Origin of the sequence: Burkholderia sp. AU15512 (assembly GCF_002223325.1) — a bacterium.
In the GTDB taxonomy this organism is placed as follows: domain Bacteria; phylum Pseudomonadota; class Gammaproteobacteria; order Burkholderiales; family Burkholderiaceae; genus Burkholderia.
Map to the genome: position 1 here is coordinate 2,312,265 of NZ_NKEX01000006.1, position 17,363 is coordinate 2,329,627.

17 protein-coding genes are annotated in these 17,363 nt (G+C 67.3%); 8 read left to right on the forward strand and 9 right to left on the reverse strand.

What is annotated here, in order from left to right; genetic code table 11:
• The first annotated feature begins 365 nt into the window (after positions 1–365).
• From CFB43_RS29675 to csgH, 6 genes are all read left to right on the forward strand, one after another.
• Entirely contained in the window at positions 366–932 is a 567-nt protein-coding gene (locus tag CFB43_RS29675; RefSeq protein ID WP_179254920.1) for a CsgE family curli-type amyloid fiber assembly protein, read from the forward strand.
• A gap of 30 nt (positions 933–962) precedes the next feature.
• A complete protein-coding gene (locus CFB43_RS29680; protein WP_089428285.1) occupies positions 963–1,400 on the forward strand; it encodes a curli assembly protein CsgF in 438 nt (145 codons plus the stop codon).
• A gap of 23 nt (positions 1,401–1,423) precedes the next feature.
• Positions 1,424–2,362, forward strand: coding sequence for a CsgG/HfaB family protein (locus CFB43_RS29685; RefSeq protein WP_089497689.1), 939 nt, complete (start codon positions 1,424–1,426; stop codon positions 2,360–2,362).
• A gap of 32 nt (positions 2,363–2,394) precedes the next feature.
• Positions 2,395–2,934, forward strand: a complete 540-nt coding sequence (locus CFB43_RS29690; protein WP_144023127.1) for a hypothetical protein — start codon at positions 2,395–2,397, stop codon at positions 2,932–2,934.
• Between the two features lie 131 nt (positions 2,935–3,065).
• Positions 3,066–4,439 carry a beta strand repeat-containing protein gene (locus tag CFB43_RS29695; protein ID WP_089497691.1) on the forward strand — a complete coding sequence of 458 codons (1,374 nt, stop codon included), beginning with the start codon at positions 3,066–3,068 and terminating at the stop codon, positions 4,437–4,439.
• A gap of 71 nt (positions 4,440–4,510) precedes the next feature.
• Positions 4,511–4,831, forward strand: a complete 321-nt coding sequence (gene csgH, locus CFB43_RS29700; RefSeq protein ID WP_089497692.1) for a curli-like amyloid fiber formation chaperone CsgH — start codon at positions 4,511–4,513, stop codon at positions 4,829–4,831.
• A 45-nt stretch (positions 4,832–4,876) separates the two neighbouring features.
• On the opposite strand, the gene CFB43_RS29705 is transcribed toward csgH, so the two are convergent.
• Positions 4,877–5,788 carry a LysR family transcriptional regulator gene (locus CFB43_RS29705; RefSeq protein ID WP_089428290.1) on the reverse strand — a complete coding sequence of 304 codons (912 nt, stop codon included), beginning with the start codon at positions 5,786–5,788 and terminating at the stop codon, positions 4,877–4,879.
• A 126-nt stretch (positions 5,789–5,914) separates the two neighbouring features.
• On the opposite strand from CFB43_RS29705, the gene CFB43_RS29710 reads away from it, so the two are divergent.
• Complete coding sequence (locus CFB43_RS29710; protein WP_089497693.1) at positions 5,915–6,934, forward strand: zinc-dependent alcohol dehydrogenase family protein; 1,020 nt, start codon at positions 5,915–5,917, stop codon at positions 6,932–6,934.
• Positions 6,935–6,985: 51 nt separating this feature from the next.
• Here CFB43_RS29710 and CFB43_RS29715 read toward each other — a convergent pair whose 3' ends face one another.
• Genes CFB43_RS29715 through CFB43_RS29725 form a run of 3 tightly spaced genes read right to left on the reverse strand, consistent with a single transcriptional unit; the run spans position 6,986 to position 10,189 of the window.
• Positions 6,986–8,176, reverse strand: a complete 1,191-nt coding sequence (locus CFB43_RS29715) for a porin (protein ID WP_089497694.1) — start codon at positions 8,174–8,176, stop codon at positions 6,986–6,988.
• A gap of 52 nt (positions 8,177–8,228) precedes the next feature.
• The gene (locus CFB43_RS29720; protein WP_089457612.1) at positions 8,229–9,017 is read right to left on the reverse strand and encodes an ABC transporter substrate-binding protein; all 789 of its coding nucleotides are present in this window, start codon (positions 9,015–9,017) and stop codon (positions 8,229–8,231) included.
• Between the two features lie 50 nt (positions 9,018–9,067).
• Positions 9,068–10,189, reverse strand: a complete 1,122-nt coding sequence (locus CFB43_RS29725; RefSeq protein WP_089498185.1) for a M20 aminoacylase family protein — start codon at positions 10,187–10,189, stop codon at positions 9,068–9,070.
• 184 nt (positions 10,190–10,373) lie between these two features.
• Between CFB43_RS29725 and CFB43_RS29730 the strand changes: the two genes are divergently transcribed.
• Positions 10,374–11,333, forward strand: coding sequence for a LysR substrate-binding domain-containing protein (locus tag CFB43_RS29730; protein ID WP_089497695.1), 960 nt, complete (start codon positions 10,374–10,376; stop codon positions 11,331–11,333).
• 45 nt (positions 11,334–11,378) lie between these two features.
• Here the strand turns inward: CFB43_RS29730 and CFB43_RS29735 are convergent, their stop codons facing one another.
• The 5 genes from CFB43_RS29735 to CFB43_RS29755 all read right to left on the reverse strand — a co-directional run bounded on the left by CFB43_RS29735 (position 11,379) and on the right by CFB43_RS29755 (position 17,362).
• The gene (locus CFB43_RS29735) at positions 11,379–13,691 is read right to left on the reverse strand and encodes a TonB-dependent receptor (protein ID WP_089497696.1); all 2,313 of its coding nucleotides are present in this window, start codon (positions 13,689–13,691) and stop codon (positions 11,379–11,381) included.
• A gap of 213 nt (positions 13,692–13,904) precedes the next feature.
• Positions 13,905–15,128: an MFS transporter gene (locus tag CFB43_RS29740; RefSeq protein WP_089497697.1), complete on the reverse strand. Its 1,224-nt coding sequence runs from the start codon at positions 15,126–15,128 to the stop codon at positions 13,905–13,907.
• A complete protein-coding gene (locus CFB43_RS29745) occupies positions 15,125–16,201 on the reverse strand; it encodes an ABC transporter substrate-binding protein (protein ID WP_089497698.1) in 1,077 nt (358 codons plus the stop codon). Before CFB43_RS29745 ends, CFB43_RS29740 begins: the two co-directional genes overlap by 4 nt.
• Positions 16,202–16,235: 34 nt before the next feature.
• A complete protein-coding gene (locus CFB43_RS29750) occupies positions 16,236–16,646 on the reverse strand; it encodes an ExbD/TolR family protein (RefSeq protein WP_009694203.1) in 411 nt (136 codons plus the stop codon).
• On the reverse strand, positions 16,646–17,362 hold the full coding sequence (locus CFB43_RS29755) for a MotA/TolQ/ExbB proton channel family protein (protein ID WP_089497699.1): 717 nt from the start codon (positions 17,360–17,362) through the stop codon (positions 16,646–16,648). Before CFB43_RS29755 ends, CFB43_RS29750 begins: the two co-directional genes overlap by 1 nt.
• Position 17,363 lies beyond the last annotated feature (1 nt).

Sequence of the window (17,363 nt, forward strand, 5' to 3'; positions counted from 1 at the left end):
TAGCAACACGTTACGTTTTCTCCGCGTCAGCATCGCGAGGAATTTCCAAATCACGATTTTCAGAAAATATCGTCTGATTAAACTGTAATGCTCCATTTATAAAAGAAAGCTTGTTAATGAATATCCAACTCGCAAACGTTTTACGCGACGAAAATATGCGATTCAAAAATTAGACGAATAACGACTTAACAAAATATACCGTTTAAAACAACGGCAGGCATGCCTCTTGCTGACTCCCCCCACCATGTGCCGCGTTCGACCAGGAACGAATAACCCGAAAATCGGGCGGGGCCTTATTTCGTACAAATGATTCCGGGGTCGGGGAAATGGTATCGAGCGCAAGCAGGCGATTGGCCTGGGGGGCCGTGACGTGTCTGTCGCTATTCGCGACGGCGCGCGCGCAGGCACAAGACACCGTCGACGCACCGCCTGCCGCGGCGGTGAATGGCGGCCATCCGATTGCGCCGCCCTCGACGCTGCTGAACGCCGAACGCGTCCTTGAAGCACCGAAGCCCGCGCCCGGCGCGGGCCCGGCCGCGGCGAAGCCGGCCGCCGGCGCCGCGTCGGCCGGTGCCCGGGCCGCCGCCCGCCGCGCCCTTCCGGAAGACCAGCTCGGCGGCACGGTCACGACCGATGCCGTGACGCTCGCCGGCCGTGATTTCTATACCTACTTCTCGCAGACGTGGTCGGAAATCCCGCTGAGCGAGCGCTACATGGTCGCCATTCACGAACGTCCGTCCGGGCGTTACGGCAGCCTGATCTGGGTCGAATTCCAGCAAAAGCGCGTATTCCAGACTTTCCTGCCGATCGCACGCGCAAACGTCAAGGCCGTGGCCGAAAGCGCCGCCAGTATTTCCTTTCAGACCGTCATTCAGGACGATCTGTCGAATTTGCTGTTTCCCGATTCGGATCTGGCCAAAGACGAAATTTAATCGATTAATCAAAAACGGGGGTTGGAGAAAATGAATCGAATCAGATTGAGCGTGATCGCGCTGGTCGCGATGACCGCGGTGTCGCCGTATGCGTGGTCGTCGACGCTGGTTTATCAGCCGAACAACCCGAATTTCGGCGGCAACCCGGCAAACGGTCCCAACCTGCTCAACGAGGCCAACGCGCAGAACAAGCATACGGATCCGTCGCTGTCGGCCTTTTCATCGCCGACGTCCACGTCATCGCTCGACCAGTTCAACGCGCAGCTGCAGCAGGCGATCCTGTCGCGCGTCGCCGGCTCGGTGACGAACTCGATCGTCGGCACCAACGGCGAGCTCAAGCCGGGGACGATCAGCACGGGCAACTTCACGATCGTCGTGAGTGCGGCCGGCAACGGCAACCTGCAAGTGACGACCACCGACAAGACGACGGGTGCGACCTCGACGTTCATCGTCAGCAACGGCCAATAAATCAAAAAACGACTGAGCGAATCATGAAAAAAAATGCTGAACGCACACGCGTGAACACGGGGACGACACGGATCGCCATGGGCGCGCTGTTGCTGATGTCGCTGGTCGGCTGCGTCACGCGGCCGATGCCGGCCTTGAGCAACGCGACGCTGACGCCGCCGACGCGCACCACGCGCGACCTCACGCACCTGCCGCCGCCGAAGGGCAAGATCGTCGCGGCCGTGTACGGCTTTCGCGATCTGACGGGGCAGTACAAGGCCTCGCCGGACAGCTCCTTCTCGTCGCAGGTCACGCAGGGCGGCGCGTCGTTCCTCGTCAAGGCGATGCGCGACTCCGGCTGGTTCACGCCGGTGGAACGCGAGAACCTGCAGGACCTGCTGACCGAACGCAAGATCATGCGCGCCACCGACGGCGCGGATGCGAAGAAGGCACAGAACGATGCGATGGCGCCGCTGATGCCCGCGAACATCGTGCTCGAGGGCGGCATCGTCGGCTACGACACGAACGTCCGGACCGGCGGGGCCGGCGTCGCGTACCTCGGGATCAGCGGGTCGACGCAATACCGGATCGACCAGGTCACGGTCAACCTGCGCGCGATCGACATCCGCACGGGCCAGGTGCTCAACAGCGTGTCGACGACCAAGACCGTCTACTCCTATCAGGTCGACACGGGCATCTATCGCTTCGTCGGCTTCAAGGACCTGCTGCAGGCGGAAGCCGGGCTGACACGTAACGAACCCGCGCAGATCTGCGTGAACGAAGCGATCGAATCGGCGCTCACGCACCTGATCGTCCAGGGGGTCGCGAATCAGACCTGGGTGCTGAAGAACGACCAGGACTGGTACGACCCGACGATGCAGCGGTATCTGCAGGAAGACCGGAAATACGCGCAGGACATGGAGGACGCGAACACCGCGTACGACCCGCAGAAGATCGATCGCTCGGGCGTGTCCACTCATTAACCGGCATCAGGCCGGCCAGCGGAGAAAACAGGATGAATCGACACCATGATCGAAACGGGCGCGCCCGCGTGGCATGGCAGGCGCTCGCGACCGTGTGGGCAGCGGCCGCCATGCAGGCGGCGTGTGCGGCACCCGTGCCGCTCAACGATCTCGGCCCGCCCGAACCGGCATTCGACTACAGCGGCAACATCGTCGCGGTGCGCCAGAGCGGTGTCGGCAATGCCGCGTCGCTGGACCAGGCCGGCCACAACGGTGCGCTGATCTGGCAGGCCGGCGACGGCAACGCGATCGTCGCGCGGCAGGCCGGCGCGCAGAACTGGATCGCGGCGTCGCAGGCCGGCGTCGGCAACAAGCTGAATGCGACGCAGCGCGGCAACGGCAACACGTTGCAGGTGCAACAGAACGGCGCCGGCAATTCGGTCGACTCGACGCAGGTCGGCACATCGCTTTCGGCGCGCGTCACGCAGAACGGCAGCAACAACGCGGTGAACCTCGTGCAGGGCGGATCGAACGCCGGGATCCAGGTGATCCAGACCGGCAACGGTGCGCGCGCGACGGTGCTGACGCGGTAACGGTGACGCAGTTTGCAGGTGCTTTGCTTCAAGTGGTGTGAGGTGTGGGACGTGAGAGCGTCCTCAATTGGCGGGGGTGCCGGCAAAGACCCACTTTTCCGGCGAATTTTCTTTCGAATCAGGAGCAACAAATGAAGGTGACCAAGTCTGCAATCGCAATCGCAGTGCTGATGCTCGCATCGGCTGCGGCACAGGCCGATTCGTCGGGTAACAACGTGACCGTCGGGCAAACCGGTAGCTTCAACTCGGCAACCGTCGAACAGACGGCGACGAGCGGTGATTCGGTGTCGATCAACCAGTCGGCAGCCGGCGACGATCCTCGTTACGGGTTCGTCGCCAACGTGACGACCGTGGGCGGCAGCGGCGACACGACCGTGATCCAGCAGAACTCCTGGTGGGCGGAGCCGTATTCGAGCGTGAACGTGTCGCAGACGGGCACGTCGCATGAGCGGAACTATGTGACGCAGTCCGGTGGCGGCGACTTCTCGGCGACCATCACGCAGACGACGTCGGCCTACACGGGCGGCCCGCAATACGACACCAACACGATCAACCAGTACAGCTATATCGACAGCGCGTCGATCTCGCAGCAGGGCGGCGGCTGGAACGCGGTGACGATCAACCAGGGCTCGCCGAGCCAGTCGGCGATCGGCAACAACGCGACCGTCGCGCAGACGGACACGGTCGGCAACACCGTCGGCATCACGCAGACCGGCAACAACGGCACCGCGAACGTCCAGACGACCTGGGGCGGCGGGAACGCGACGTCGATCACGCAAACGGGCGGCACGACCAACGCCAGCGTGACGCAGTTCGCCGAGATTGGCGACCAGGTCACGACGACCCAGAGCGGCACCGAAACCGCCACCGTGAATTCGTCGTTCGGCGGCGGCAACTCGACGACGATTTCGCAATCGGGCGGCGTGAGCGGCAACAACGCAGCGGTGCACCAGCTCGCGGCGGCCGGCAACGCGACGTCGATCACGCAGACCGCCGACGGCAACAACGCCACGGTCAACCAGTGGTTCGAGTCCGGCGACAGCGCGACGATCAACCAGTCGGCCGCATCGAACAACGCAACGATCACGCAGCAGTACGGCTACGGCAACGGCGCGTCCATCACGCAATCGGCCGCGTTCAACACGGCGTCGATCACGCAGAGCAGCTCGAACGGTTCGACGGCATCCATCACGCAGGCTTCGGCGGACAACGTGGCATCGGTGACGCAGTCGGCATCGGGGTCGTCGACGACGGTGAGCCAGTCGGGCGACATCGGCAACTACGCCAATGCGTCGCAGACGGGTGCGGATGACCTGCTGAGCCTCTCGCAAACCGGTGGCTTCAACATCATCAACGCGTCGCAAGTGTCGGGCACGGGCAACCAGGGCTACGTGACGCAGATCGGCTACAGCAACAATGCCACGCTGCTGCAGCAAGGCAACGGCAACTACGCGAGCATCAGCCAGACGGGCGCCTTCAACACCGCATCGATCAAGCAGCACTGAGCACCGCCGGTGTAACGAAAAGGCCGGACGGTTGCCCGTTCGGCCTTTTTTTCATTCGACAGGGGACGATCATGGTCGGCATTCACGATCTCAACGCCTATTTCGACATCGCCGCCAGTGCCGGCGGCGTGAACATCGTGCCGCACGTGCGGGCGGCCGCGCCGGTCGACGTGTCGTACAGCCTGCGCATTACCAAAACCGGCGGCGCCGGCTCGGCCTCGCTCACACGCTCCGGCGAATCGCGACTCGCCGGCGGCGAGGATCAACCGCTTGCGACGCTGCGGCTGAGCGTCGATTCGGGCGACATCTGCACGGCGACGCTGGTATTGCACGTCAATGGCGAGCACGCGGAGTATTCGGTGGACTGCAATCCGCATCGGGCCGCGAATTGAGCCGGCGCGGCGCGAGCCTGTCGCGAACGCCGCACCGCGCCCGCCTCAATCATCCGACGCCAGCATGCGCGGTATCTCGTCGACGAGCGCATCGATGACCACGCGCACCTTCGACGGCACCTGGCGCGAGGCCGGCCGCACCGCGAACACTTCGGCGCCCGACACGCTGTTGCTGTCCATCACGAGCGCGAGGCGGCCGTCGCGCAGGTAAGGCGCCATCAGCCAGCACGGCAGCCACGCGAGGCCCGCGCCGGCGGCGGCCGCATCGGCGATCGCCTGCAGGTCGTCGAGCCGCAGGCGGCCGGCCGGGCGATGGTCGTGCACCGCGCCGTCCGCGCCGAGAACCCGCCACGGCGTCGGTTGCCCGCCGCGCGAATACGCGATGCCGACGTGCGACGCGAGCGCGTCGAGCCCCGCCGGCCGGCCATGACGGTCGAGATACGCGGGCGACGCGCAGATCCCCATGCGCTGCACGCCGAGCTTGCGGCCGACGAGCGCGCTCGTGTCGGCCAGCTCGCCGATGCGCACCGCGATGTCGAAGCCGTCGTTCACCAGGTCGGCCACGCGGTCGCTGAACGACACGTCGATCTCGAGCCGCGGATGGCGCTCGACGAGGCGCCGCATCACGGGCGCCACGCATTGCCGCCCGAACAGCACCGGCACGCTGACGCGCAGCCGCCCCGCCGGCTCGCGTTGCCCCGCGTCGAGCGCGGCCTCCGTCTCGCCGAGTTCGGCCAGCAGCCGCCGGCATTGCTCGTAATAGACGAGCCCCTCGTCGGTCAGGCCGAGCTGGCGGGTCGTGCGCTGCAGGAGCCGCGCGCCGAGGCGGCGTTCCAGCCGCGCGACGACCTTCGCGACGGCCGAGCGCGTGACGCCGAGCCGCAGCGCGGCCGCCGCGAAGCTGCCCGACTCCACCACGTCGACAAATTCGGCCACGCCTCTCAGCCGCTCGTCCATGCGATTCCGCTCCAGTTGGGTCACAGGGTTGTGTCCACACAGGCGACAGTCGTCGGCCGAATTCTCGCCAATGCGTCCCCGTGCGCAACACTATGATAGTCCGCTCTATCTCGAAAAGGAGTCGACATGCACGCATGGCAAGTGAAACCGGGCGACGGCGCGGCCGGACTTCGGCGCATCGACGCGACACGCCGCGCGGTCGGGCCGACCGACGTCGTCGTGAAGATCCATTCCGCCGGCCTGAACTACCGCGACCTGATGTTCGCGCGCGGCGACTATCTCGGCATCGGCACGGACGCGCTGATCCCGGTGGCCGACGGCGCCGGCGAAGTCGTCGAAACCGGCCGCGACGTCACGCGCTTCAAGCCGGGCGATCGCGTGATCAACACGTACTTCCCGCACTGGATCGACGGGCCGCCGACGCTGCAGAAAGTCTCGGGGTCGCCCGGCGCGCAATTCGACGGCGTGCTGGCCGAACATTTCGTGTCCGACGAAGCCGCGCTGGTCGCGATTCCCGCGCATCTGAACTACGACGAGGCGGCGACGCTGTCGTGCGCCGGGATTACCGCGTGGAACGCGCTGTTCGCCGACGGCGGCCTGCGGCCGGGCGCGACCGTCGTGCTGCTCGGCACCGGCGGCGTGTCGATCGTCGCGCTGCAGCTCGCGCATGCGGCGGGGCTGCGCACGATCGTCACGTCGTCGAGCGATGCGAAGCTCGAGCGCGCGCGCGCACTCGGTGCGGACGCCACCATCAACTATCGCGCGACGCCCGAATGGCAGCACGAAGTGCTGCGGCTCACCGGCGGCGCGGGGGCGGATCTGGTCGTCGAAGTCGGCGGCAAGGACACGCTGCCGCGCTCGGTCGCCGCGACGAAGCTGGGCGGCATCGTGTCGGTGATCGGCGGCCTCAGCAGCTTCGCCGGCCCCGAACTCGGGCTGCTGTCGCTGATCGGCGGGATCCGGCAGTTGCATGGGATCATGGTCGGCAGCCGCGCGATGCTCGACGATGTCGTGCGGCTCGTCGACGCGAAGCAGATTCGGCCGGTGGTCGATCGCGTGTTCGGCTTCGACGAAGCGCCGCAGGCGTATGCCTATCTGCAGTCGGGGCAACACTTCGGAAAGGTCGTGATCCGCGTTGCGCAGTAAGCGCGTCGAGGCGGCGGGTCGCTCGGCCCGCCGCCTCTTCCGTCATCGCACTCAGAACTTGTGACGGATCCCCGCGTGAACCATCAGCTGCTTCGAGGTCGACGACAGGTCCGCCGCGCCGGGAACATAGGCCTGGTCGAGCGACGAGCCGGTCGCGTCGCCCGCGATCCGCTGGTACGCGCCCATCAGGTACACGTCCGTGCGCTTCGACAGGCTGTAGTCGGCCATCAGCCCGAGCGAATGGATCTTCGGCTTCGCGCTGCCCGTCGTCGCGTCGTAGCGCACCGTCGTGTACACGTACTGCGCCCCGACGAACAACGCCGGCGTGAACTGGTATTTGCCGTTCACCTCGAAGTTCTGGTACTTGATCGACGACACCGTGCCCCCCGCGAGCGGGCCGGTCACCGGCTCGATCGTTTCGTCGCCGAACAGGTAGCCGACGTTCGCGGTCGGCCGCGTGACGTTGCTGTTCGTGTACGCGAACCCGACCGTCGCGGGCCCGGCCGTGTAGTTGATGCCCGCACCGAAGATCCGCAGCCGCGCCGACGCAAAGTTCGCATCGGCGCCGACCGACCCCGAGCCGGCGATCGCGCCGCCCGCCGTCGCGCCCGGGTTGTCCGCATTCAGGAAGGCTGCGCCGACCAGCAAGCCGCCCTGCTCGTACTGCGCGCCGACGCTCCACTGCCGGTTGTTCGCGAAGTCCGTGTCGTTGCTGAAGCTGTACGTGCCGCCGAACGAGAAGCCGGCGAAATCCGGGCTCGCATACTTCACCGTGTTGTTCACGCGGAACGTGTTGCCGGTGTTGTCGTTGTCGAGCGGATGCGAGAACGGGTAGACGCCCCAGCTTCCGTTCGCGGTCGTCGGCGCGAGATAGTCGACCACCGCATCGTATTGCCGGCCGAGCGTCAGCGTGCCGAACCGCGCGCTGCCGAGCCCGACGTACGCCTGCCGCCCGAACATGCGGCCGCCCTGCGCGAGCGTGCCGTTGTTCACGTTGAAGCCGTTCTCGAGCTGGAACAGCGCGCTGTAGCCGCCGCCCAGATCCTCGGTGCCCTTCAGCCCCCAGCGGCTGCCTTGCGCGAAGCCGCTTGCCATCTGCCACGCGCTGTGGCCGCCGACGTTGTTCGTGTAGTCGATGCCCGCATCGACGAGGCCGTACAACGTGACGCTGCCTTGCGCGAATGCGAGCGCGGGCGCCGTACACAGCGCCGGGACCGCGACGAAAGCCAATCTCCAGTTCATTCGTTTTCCTTATTTATCGTGTCGTGACTGCCCGTGTTCCGGGCGTCGCCGCTTACTTCGCGCCGTAAATGTCGAAGTCGAAGTACTTCTTGTTGATCCGCTGGTACGTGCCGTTCGCGAGGATCGTCGCAAGTGCGTGGTTGAAGGCGTCGCGCAGGTCGTTGTCCTGCTTGCGCAGCCCGAGCCCGTCGCCCTGCCCGAAGTACTTCACGTCGTCGATCGCCGCACCGACGAACGCGAAATCCTTGCCCTGCGGCTTCTTCAGGAAACCGTCGCTGGCCGCGATCGATGCCTGGAACGCCGCGTCGAGCCGGCCCGTCACGAGATCGGCATAGACCTGGTCCTGGTTCTGGTACGACACGACCTGCACACCGGCCGGCTGCCAGTTCGCGACCGCGTAGTCGGCCTGCGCGGAACCCTGCTCGACGCCCACGCGCTTGCCCTTCAGCGCGTCGGCCGTCGGCAGCAGCGGCGAGCCCTTGCGCGCGACGAGACGCGCCGGCGCATTCGAGATCCGGTTCGTGAACGCGATCTGCTGCTGCCGCTTCGGCGTGATCGTCATCGACGACGCGATCACGTCGAACTTGCGCGCGAGCAGCCCCGGAATCATCCCGTCGAAACTCGACTCGACCCACACGCAGCGCGCATGCAGCTCCGCGCACAACGCGTTCGTGATGTCGATCCCGAAGCCCGTGAGCGTGCCGTCGGGCAGCTTGTATTCGAGCGGCGGGTACGTCGGATCGACCGCGAGGCGGATCTCCTTGCCCGCCCAGTCGCCCGCATGCGCCGCCCCCGCCGCCAGCGCCACCGCGAGCGCCGCCATCCGTTTCCATTGCTTCATTACCAGTCTCCTTCCTTGTGTGAATCGTCAGTCAAAATCGTGCGGGCCCATCACGCGAGGTAGCGCTCCGCCAGTGCAATCCAGTAGCTCGCGCCGGTGGCGAGGCACGCGTCGTTGAAGTCGTAGCCGGGGTGGTGCAGCCCGCATCCGGCGGCGCCGTCGCCGTTGCCGATCGACAGGTAGCTGCCGGGGCACGCGTTCAGCATGAACGCGAAGTCCTCGCTTGCCGCGATCGGCCGCAGGTGCGGGATCAGCGCACCGTCGCCGCCCCATTCGCGGGCGACGTCGCATGCAAACGCGGTTTGCTCCGCGTGATTGACGAGCACCGGGTACGCGTGCCGGTAGTCGATTTCGGCGGTCGCGCCATAGCTCGCGGCCTGCCCGTGCACGATCTCGCGAATGCGCCGTTCAAGTAGCGCCCGCACGTCCGGCGACAGCGCACGCACGCTGAGTGCCAGATCCGCGTGCGGCGGAATCACGTTCGATGCGGCGCCGGCATGGATCGAGCCGGCCGTCACGATCGCCATCTCCTGCGGGTTCACGTTACGCGACACGACGGTCTGCAGCGCCATCACGATCGACGCGCACACGACCACCGGATCGATCGTCGTATGCGGGGCCGCGCCATGCCCGCCGCGCCCGATCACACGCACTTGCACCTCGTCGGCCGAGGCCATCGCCGGGCCGTCGCAGAAACCGAGCACGCCGGCCGGCAGACCCGGCACGTTGTGCATCGCGAACACCGCATCGCACGGAAACCGCTCGAACAGCCCGTCGTCGATCATCCGCTTCGCGCCGCCGAGCCCTTCCTCGGCCGGCTGGAAAATCAGGTTCAGCGTGCCCGTGAAGCGCTCCCGCTCGGCCAGGCAGCGCGCCGCCGCGAGCAGCATCGCCGTATGGCCGTCGTGGCCGCACGCGTGCATCACGCCGTCGCATCGGCTCGCGTGCGGCAGCCCGGTCGTCTCGCGGATCGGCAGCGCGTCCATGTCCGCGCGCAGCCCCAGCCGCTTGCCGGGGCCGCGCGTCAACGTGCCGACCACGCCCGTGCCGCCGATCCCGCGCGTCACCCGATAACCCCACGTTGTCAGGAAACCGGCCACGAGATCGCTCGTCGCATGTTCCTCGAAGCCAAGCTCCGGATGCGCGTGCAGCCGGTGGCGCAGCGCGATCATCTCCGCCTCGATGGCCGCCATTTCCGGATGGATAGGTTTATGGTCCAACCCCGATTCTCCTCGATGCGTTCCGGTTGCCGATCGCCCGAATGACCGATCGTGTCCGCATCGTAGGCAGCGAAAATCCCGGCGAACAGCCGCGGTTTCGTTATGATGACAACCTTTCGTTGTCGGGTATCGCACCATGAGCACGATCAAGCTGCATCAGTTGCAGGCGCTCGTCGCGAGCGCGGAGGCCGGCAGCATCCGCGGCGCGGCGCGCACGCTCGGGCTGTCGCAGGCGGCCGTCACGCGCGCGCTGCGCGAGCTGGAGGCCAGCGAACGCCTGCCGCTGCTGGTCCGCGCGCCGGAGGGGATCGGCTTCACCGAATACGGGAAGACGCTGCTCACGCACGCGAAGCTCGTGCTGAAGCAGCTCGAACACGCGCAGAGCGATCTCGAGCGCATGCGCGGCCGCATCGAGGGCCGGTTGAGCATCGGCGTCACGCCGTGGCTCACGATGACCTTCCTCGCGGAAGCGGTGCTGCGTTTTCGGGAGCAGATGCCCGACGTACGCCTCGAACTCTACGAAGCGCTGATGGCCGTCGCGCAGCCGCTGTTGCGCGACGGCAGCATGGATTTCGCGCTCGGGCACGTGCAACCGGGCGGTACGCCGGAATTCGCGTTCGAGCCGATGCTGCGCTACGAGACCGCGGTGATGGTGCGCGCCGGCCATCCGCTCGAGCACGCGCGTTCGATCCACGACCTGCTCGACCACGACTGGGTGCTGAATTTCGCGGCCGACGGCCAGGGCGCGCTCGTCGATTACCTGTTCACGCGCCACGGCGCCAAAATCGACGAGCGGCGCATCGTGCGTGCGCAGTCGGTGGCAATGCTGCAGACGATGCTCGAGCAGGCCGACATGTGCACGTGGTGCCCGACGATCCTCGCGGCCGTGCCGTCGTTCGGCGAACGGATGCGCGCGTTGCAGTTGAAGGAGACCTTCGAGCCGCGCGACCTCGGGATCGTCACGCGGCGCAGCAGCACGCTCAGCGACGCGGCGCGCTGCTTCATCGACTGCCTGCTGCACGTGATCCGCCGGCATGCGCGCTCGGCACGCAAGGCGGATCTCGCGCTGTTCAGGACGCTGTCGTTGCTGATCTGACGCGCGGCAGACGCGGCTCGCCGCCGCGCCGCCGCATGTTGCCCGTCAGATCTTCGCCGTCAGCGTGATCCCGACCGTGCGCGGATCGCCATACAGCACCGGATACGCGCCATACGACGGCAGCAGCTCGAGCTTCTTGTAGACCTTGTTGGTCAGGTTCGTCACGTAGCCCGTCACGATGTACTTCTGGTTCGGCGTCGTGTAGGACACGTGCGCGTTCAGCACCGTGTAGCCGCCCTGCCAGAGCTGCGGCATCGTCTGCCGCGTCGCGCTGAAGTATTCGCGGCTGCGGTAATTCACGTCGCCGCCGGCCGTCAGCGTGCCGAACGACACCGGCACGCGATAGTCGAAGCCCGCGTTGATCGTCGTATGCGGCGAACGCGCGAACGAATTGCCGACGGCGGTCGGCACGTAGCGGAATTCCGTGTAGCGCGTGTTCAGCATCCCGAGGTTCGCGAACAGGTAGAGGCTGTTGACCGGCTGCGCCTTCAGCTCCAGCTCGAAGCCGTCCGCACGCCCCTGCCCCGCATTCGACAGCGTCGACACCGGCGGGCCGCCGAACGGGTTCGGCGCCAGCGCGAACACCTGGATGTCTCGATAGTCGTAGTGGAACACGCTCGCGTTGACGATCAACCGCTTGTCGAACCACTCGCTCTTGATGCCGACTTCGTAGTCGGTCAGGTACTCCGGCGACACGGTCGACACCGTGCTCTGCGTGTACGCGTTGCCGTTGTAGCCGCCCGAGCGGAAGCCGCGCGCATAGCGGAAATACGCGCGCACGTTGCTGCTGAGCGCATATTCGGGCGTGAGGTCCCAGGTCGGCGCGCGCCACGTGTTCGTCTGGTTCTGCCGCGCGCTGACCGCCAACGGCGACGACACCGACGACGGATCCCACCAGCTGCCCGGATTGCTGAACGTCACGTTGCCGGTGCCCTGCAGCCCCGTCAGGTTGATGTTCTTGCGCTCGATCGTGTAACGCAGCCCGCCCGTCACGTTGAAGCGGTCGGTGAAGCGGTACTTCACGCTGCCGAAGATCGCCGCGCTCTGCGTGTGCTGCGTGAGGTCGGTCAGGTGGTAGAACGCGGGCGACGGCGAGCCCGGCAGGCCGCCGCCGGCACCCTGCTCGGCCAGTTGCTCGGTGAACAGGTGCGTGCCGACGAGCCAGCTGAACCGGTCGTTCTGCGGCGATTCGAGCCGGAATTCCTGCGAGAACTGGCGGCTCGACAGGCGATCGTGCGAGCGTGCGGCGTCGAACGCCGAATAGTCCTCGTCGTCCTGGTACCAGCGGTGCAGCCCTTCGAACGCGGTGATCGACGTCAGCGTCACCGCCGGGTTGATGCGCCAGTGCGCGGTGAGCGACGTGCCCCAGGTCGAGATGTGATCGCTCGACGGCGCATTGAGCGACACCGTGTACGGATCGCTCGACCCGACGAAGCCGAACTGGTTCGCGCCGCCCGGCCCCGCGCCCTCCGCGTGCCACGCGTTGCCGCCGCCCGTGTAGTTGCGGCCGTGGATGTTGAACAGGAAGTCGGTGTCCGAGGTCGGCACGGCCAGCACCTGGAAGCGCACCGCATTGTCGTGGAAGCCGCCGAAGCGCCCTTGCTGCACCGTGTTCGTGTAGAAGCTGTCGGCGTTCTCGTGATACACCGACACGCGCGCGGCCAGCACGTCGTTCTTGCCGATCGGGCCGCCGATCGCGGCTTCCGCGAGCCGGCTGTTGTACTGGCCGAGCCCGATCTTGCCGTAGCCGCTCACGTCGAAGGTCGGCTTCTGCGACGTGATGCTGAGCGCGCCGCCGACGGTATTCTTGCCCCACAGCGTGCCCTGCGGGCCGCGCAGCACTTCGATGCGATCGAGGTCGAACAGCGGGAAGCCCTGCCCGAACACGCTGTTGATGTAGACGTCGTCGAAGTACACGCCGATCGGGCTCAGCGACAGGTCCGACGGATCGTTGCTGCCGACGCCGCGCAGGAACCAGCGCGGCCGCTCGCGGCCTTCGGTCGACTGGCCGGTGAAATTCGGCACGTACTTCGTGACGTCGTTCACCACGCGCAGCTCGTTGTTCTTGATCGTGTCCCCGCTCAGCGCGCTCACCGCGACCGGCACGTCCTGGATGCTCTCCTTGCGCCGGCGCGCGGTCACCGTCACCGTGCCGAGGTTCGTTTCGCGTGCGGCCGTGCCGCGGGTCGCACGGGCGGCCTTCGGCGCCGCCGCGGCTGCATCGTCCGCGCCCTGTTGCGCCGGTTTCGCGTCCGGCGCCGCCGTCACTGCGCCGTCTTCCGCCCATGCGGGCAACGATACGGCTGCGCCCGTCAGCAGTCCCCCCAGCGCGGTGACGATTAGTTTTTTCCTGAACATCGATGAGTCATCCTGTTTGATCGGTTGAACGCACGTGCGTGCGCGACGCACGGGTGATCTATTGCAATTCGGATGCCAGCATCGAGAGGCCTGTCGCACGGGGTTTCCGGCCTGCGCGTGGTGCAGGTGTTGCTGCATGCGCATCTGTGACGGGGAGCAAACTGCTGGTCACGCAACACCGCGCGGATTCCGCCACATCCGATTCGATGGTCGTCAGGACAGCTTCGCAGTTGCAGCACGCGATGCCTCGCGCCGCCCTGTCGACGCGTGCAGCGCGAGCCCAACCAGCACGACCACGGGCAGCCAGCACAGAAACACGCCCGGCAACCCGACGATCGGCACGAGCGCGCTGCCGGCCAGCGGGCCGCAGAACGCGCCCGTCATCGATGCGAGGTTGTAGAGGCTCGACACCTGGCTCTTGTCGGCCGGGTGACGGCCGAGGCGCTGCATGTTGACGAGATGCAGCAGCGACGAGCCGGCGCACAGCGCGGCGAGCCCCGCGCCGACGACCCATGCGTCATGGGCGAGACCCAGCGCGAGCAACCCGGCCACGCCACCGGCAAGACTGAGTGCCTGGCAACGGCGCGCGGTCATCCGCTGCGCGACGTGCCCGAGCCCGAACAGTGCGATCACGGCGACGACGCCCTGCAGCGTCAGCAGCACGACGGCTTTCGTTTGCGACAGCCCGAGCGACTGAATCGCCAGCACCACCGTATACGCGCCGGCGAGCGAACGGGTCGCGCTGTTCACGGCCTCCAGCACGAGCTGCTCGCGCACGTCGTGACTCCACGCGAGCGCCAGCAACGCGCGCAGGCCGCCGGGTTCAGGCGGCGCACCGCGGGCCGCGGGCTCCGCATCGCCGAGCAGCGTCCGGCTGAACAGCGCCATGCCCGCGAAGCTCGCGGATGCCGCGCAGAACGTCGCGACCGCGCCGTGCGCGCCGATCAGCCCGCTCGCGAGCCACGGCCCGACCATGCCGGTGCCGACCGACATCGCCGCGCGGTACCAGCCGGCGCGGGCGAGGCCGATCTGCGCGAGACGCGCGAGGAACACGCCGTTGATCGACACGATCCGGAACGGGATGCACAGCCCGATCAACACTTGCGTGAGCGCGATCAGCGGCCATGCGCCGGTGAACGGCACGACGAGATTGAGCAGCATCGGCCCCATGCTCGCGACGAAGTACACGCGCCGCGCGCCGTAGCGCGCGACGAGCAACCCGGCCGGCAGCGTCATCAACGCGATGCCGAGCGGCTCCATCGCCGCGATGATGCCGAGCCGTGCGCTGTCGACGCCGAGCGCGAGCGCGAGCGCGTACAGCGTCGTCGCGAGCTGCGCCATGCTGATCGTCGTGCCGCTCGCGAGCGCCAGCAGCATGAAGCCGCCGGTGAAACGCTCGCGCCGCCATGCGTCGGCGACGCGTGCCGGCGCGCTCACCGCGCGGCGTCGCGAGACCGCGTCGCGATGCAGTCGAGCGCACGCCGGTCGATCCACGCATGCACGTCGAAGTCGGCCGGCAGGAAGCGCCAGTCGACGAGGAAGCGCTTGAAATCGTCGAGCGCGGCGATCGATGCTTCGTCGAGGTCCGTGCGCAGCCGCCGGTGCACGTCCGCGCCGTATGCCAGCCGCAGCCAGTCATGGCCCGATCCCGTCTCGCGGCCGAGATAGCCGAGCACGTCCTGCTCGTGCTCGCGCGCCCAGCCTTCGACATCGGTCACGCGCGCGAGGAAGCGGCTGACGATGTCGGGATGCCGTTCGAGCGTCGACGCATTGACGGTCAGCGGGCGCGGCGACCCGTTGTTGATGCGGATCTGCGGATCGGGATGAAAGCCGATGTCGATCACCGCCTGCGCGCCGATCAGGTGCGCGGTTTCGAGCCCGAGCGAGCCCTTCACGTAGATCGCGTCGACTTCGCCGCGCACGAGCGCGGCCGCTTCGGCCGCATAGAGCCGGCGGCTCGACAGGCTCGCGGGATGGCTGAAGGCCGCGTCGCGCGTCGCTGGGGTCGACACCGGTGCGCGCAGGTTCGACGCCGGCACGTCGATCCATTCGACATCGGCGGGGCCGAGCCCGTCGAGCGACAGCGCACTGACGAAGCCGCGCAGCGCCGCCGCACGAAAGATGTCGATGCGCTCGCCGTCGCGGCGCGGCAGGCCGATGCGGCGCCCGCGCAGGTCCTTCGGCCGCGTCAGCCCGCTTTCCGGCAGCGCGACGATCGCCTGCGCCTCGTCGACCCACGTGAGCGCGACCACGCGCGTCTCGGCGCCGGCCGCGCGCGCCCACAGCGCGGGAATGCTGCCGCCCTGCCGGAATGCGTTGTCGAGCGAATGATCGACGTGCGCGTGATGCAGTGCCGCGTGCTGGCTCTCCTGCAGCGCGCGCACGGTGATGCCGTCGCCGGCGAATTCACTGTCGAGCCAGCCGAGATGCGCGGCGATGCCGAGCGGCGTCGGCACCGGACAGCGTGTGTACCAGATCGACTGGACGTTGGAGGAAGCCGTGATGCTCATGGATGCGTTCTTGGACAGAGTCGTGAACCGCGCGTCAGCCGCGCGGCGCGGTGAGCACCGACAGCCGCGTGATGCCCGCATGCTCGATCGCGGCCATCAGCTTCGCGACCGTGCCGTACGGCACGTGCTCGTCGGCCTGCAGGTCGAGCGCGACGTCGGGCCGGCCGGCCTTCAGCGCGGCCAGCTCGGCCGGCACGGCGGCGAGCGCGACCGCCCGCTTGTCGAGATACACGACACCCTTGTCGTCGACGCTCACGGTGACGTTCGGCTTGCGATCGGCCGGCGCCGTGGCGACGGTGTTCGGCAGGTTCACGTGCACCGCGTTGTTCAGCAGCGGCGCCGTGACGATGAAGGCGACGAGCAGCACGAGCATCACGTCGACGAGCGGCGTGATGTTGATTTCGCTGAGCACGTCGTCGTTGTCGGAGGAAGAGGAGAAGGCCATTATGCGAACGCCTCCTGACGGGTGTCGCCGGCACGGCGCGCCGGCGCGGGCGCGGCGGCGGCGGCCGGCACGCGGAAGCCGGCCTTCTGCGCGAGCGTGACGAAATCGGTGGCGAACGCGTCGAGGTCGGCCGACGCGGCCTTCACGCGGCGCACGAAGAAGTTGTACGCGAGCACGGCCGGCACGGCGACCGCGATGCCGATCCCGGTCGCGACGAGCGCCTCGCCGATCGGCCCGGCCACGACGTCGATGCTCGCCGACGCGCTGTGCGTGATCGCGGTCAGCGCATGGATGATGCCGAATACGGTGCCGAACAGGCCGACGAACGGCGCGGTGCTGCCGATCGACGCGAGCACCGCCAGCCCCGCCTCCTCGCGCCGGCGCGCGTTGTGGATCTGCTGCCGCAGATGCCGTTCGAGCAGATCGTGGCGGCTCCAGCTGTGTTCGAGATCGTGCGCGCTGCTCTCGTCGGCGCGCCGCAGCGCGTCGAAGCCCGTCGCGGCGAGTTCGCCCACCGGGCTGTTCGCGCCGTCGAGCGCGGCGGCCTCGTGGAAGCTGTTCGCCGCCCAGAACGCGCTGACGTAGCGCCGGTTGCGCACGCTCGCCCGCAGGCTCTGGATCGCCTTCACGACGATCAGCGTCCACGTGACGACGGAAAAGACGACGAGCAGCCAGAGCGCGCCCTGGACGATGAAGGTGGTCGGAATACCGTTCATG

What these genes read in the sequence shown, in the direction of transcription:
- csgH (WP_089497692.1), top strand. Translation starts at nt 4,511, where the DNA reads ATGGTCGGCATTCACGATCTCAACGCCTATTTCGACATCGCCGCCAGT.
- CFB43_RS29720 (WP_089457612.1), bottom strand. Translation starts at nt 9,017, where the DNA reads ATGAAGCAATGGAAACGGATGGCGGCGCTCGCGGTGGCGCTGGCGGCG.
- CFB43_RS29725 (WP_089498185.1), bottom strand. Translation starts at nt 10,189, where the DNA reads ATGATCGCGCTGCGCCACCGGCTGCACGCGCATCCGGAGCTTGGCTTC.
- CFB43_RS29710 (WP_089497693.1), top strand. Translation starts at nt 5,915, where the DNA reads ATGCACGCATGGCAAGTGAAACCGGGCGACGGCGCGGCCGGACTTCGG.
- CFB43_RS29745 (WP_089497698.1), bottom strand. Translation starts at nt 16,201, where the DNA reads ATGAGCATCACGGCTTCCTCCAACGTCCAGTCGATCTGGTACACACGC.
- CFB43_RS29685 (WP_089497689.1), top strand. Translation starts at nt 1,424, where the DNA reads ATGAAAAAAAATGCTGAACGCACACGCGTGAACACGGGGACGACACGG.
- CFB43_RS29680 (WP_089428285.1), top strand. Translation starts at nt 963, where the DNA reads ATGAATCGAATCAGATTGAGCGTGATCGCGCTGGTCGCGATGACCGCG.
- CFB43_RS29735 (WP_089497696.1), bottom strand. Translation starts at nt 13,691, where the DNA reads ATGTTCAGGAAAAAACTAATCGTCACCGCGCTGGGGGGACTGCTGACG.
- CFB43_RS29715 (WP_089497694.1), bottom strand. Translation starts at nt 8,176, where the DNA reads ATGAACTGGAGATTGGCTTTCGTCGCGGTCCCGGCGCTGTGTACGGCG.
- CFB43_RS29690 (WP_144023127.1), top strand. Translation starts at nt 2,395, where the DNA reads ATGAATCGACACCATGATCGAAACGGGCGCGCCCGCGTGGCATGGCAG.
- CFB43_RS29705 (WP_089428290.1), bottom strand. Translation starts at nt 5,788, where the DNA reads ATGGACGAGCGGCTGAGAGGCGTGGCCGAATTTGTCGACGTGGTGGAG.
- CFB43_RS29750 (WP_009694203.1), bottom strand. Translation starts at nt 16,646, where the DNA reads ATGGCCTTCTCCTCTTCCTCCGACAACGACGACGTGCTCAGCGAAATC.
- CFB43_RS29755 (WP_089497699.1), bottom strand. Translation starts at nt 17,362, where the DNA reads ATGAACGGTATTCCGACCACCTTCATCGTCCAGGGCGCGCTCTGGCTG.
- CFB43_RS29695 (WP_089497691.1), top strand. Translation starts at nt 3,066, where the DNA reads ATGAAGGTGACCAAGTCTGCAATCGCAATCGCAGTGCTGATGCTCGCA.
- CFB43_RS29730 (WP_089497695.1), top strand. Translation starts at nt 10,374, where the DNA reads ATGAGCACGATCAAGCTGCATCAGTTGCAGGCGCTCGTCGCGAGCGCG.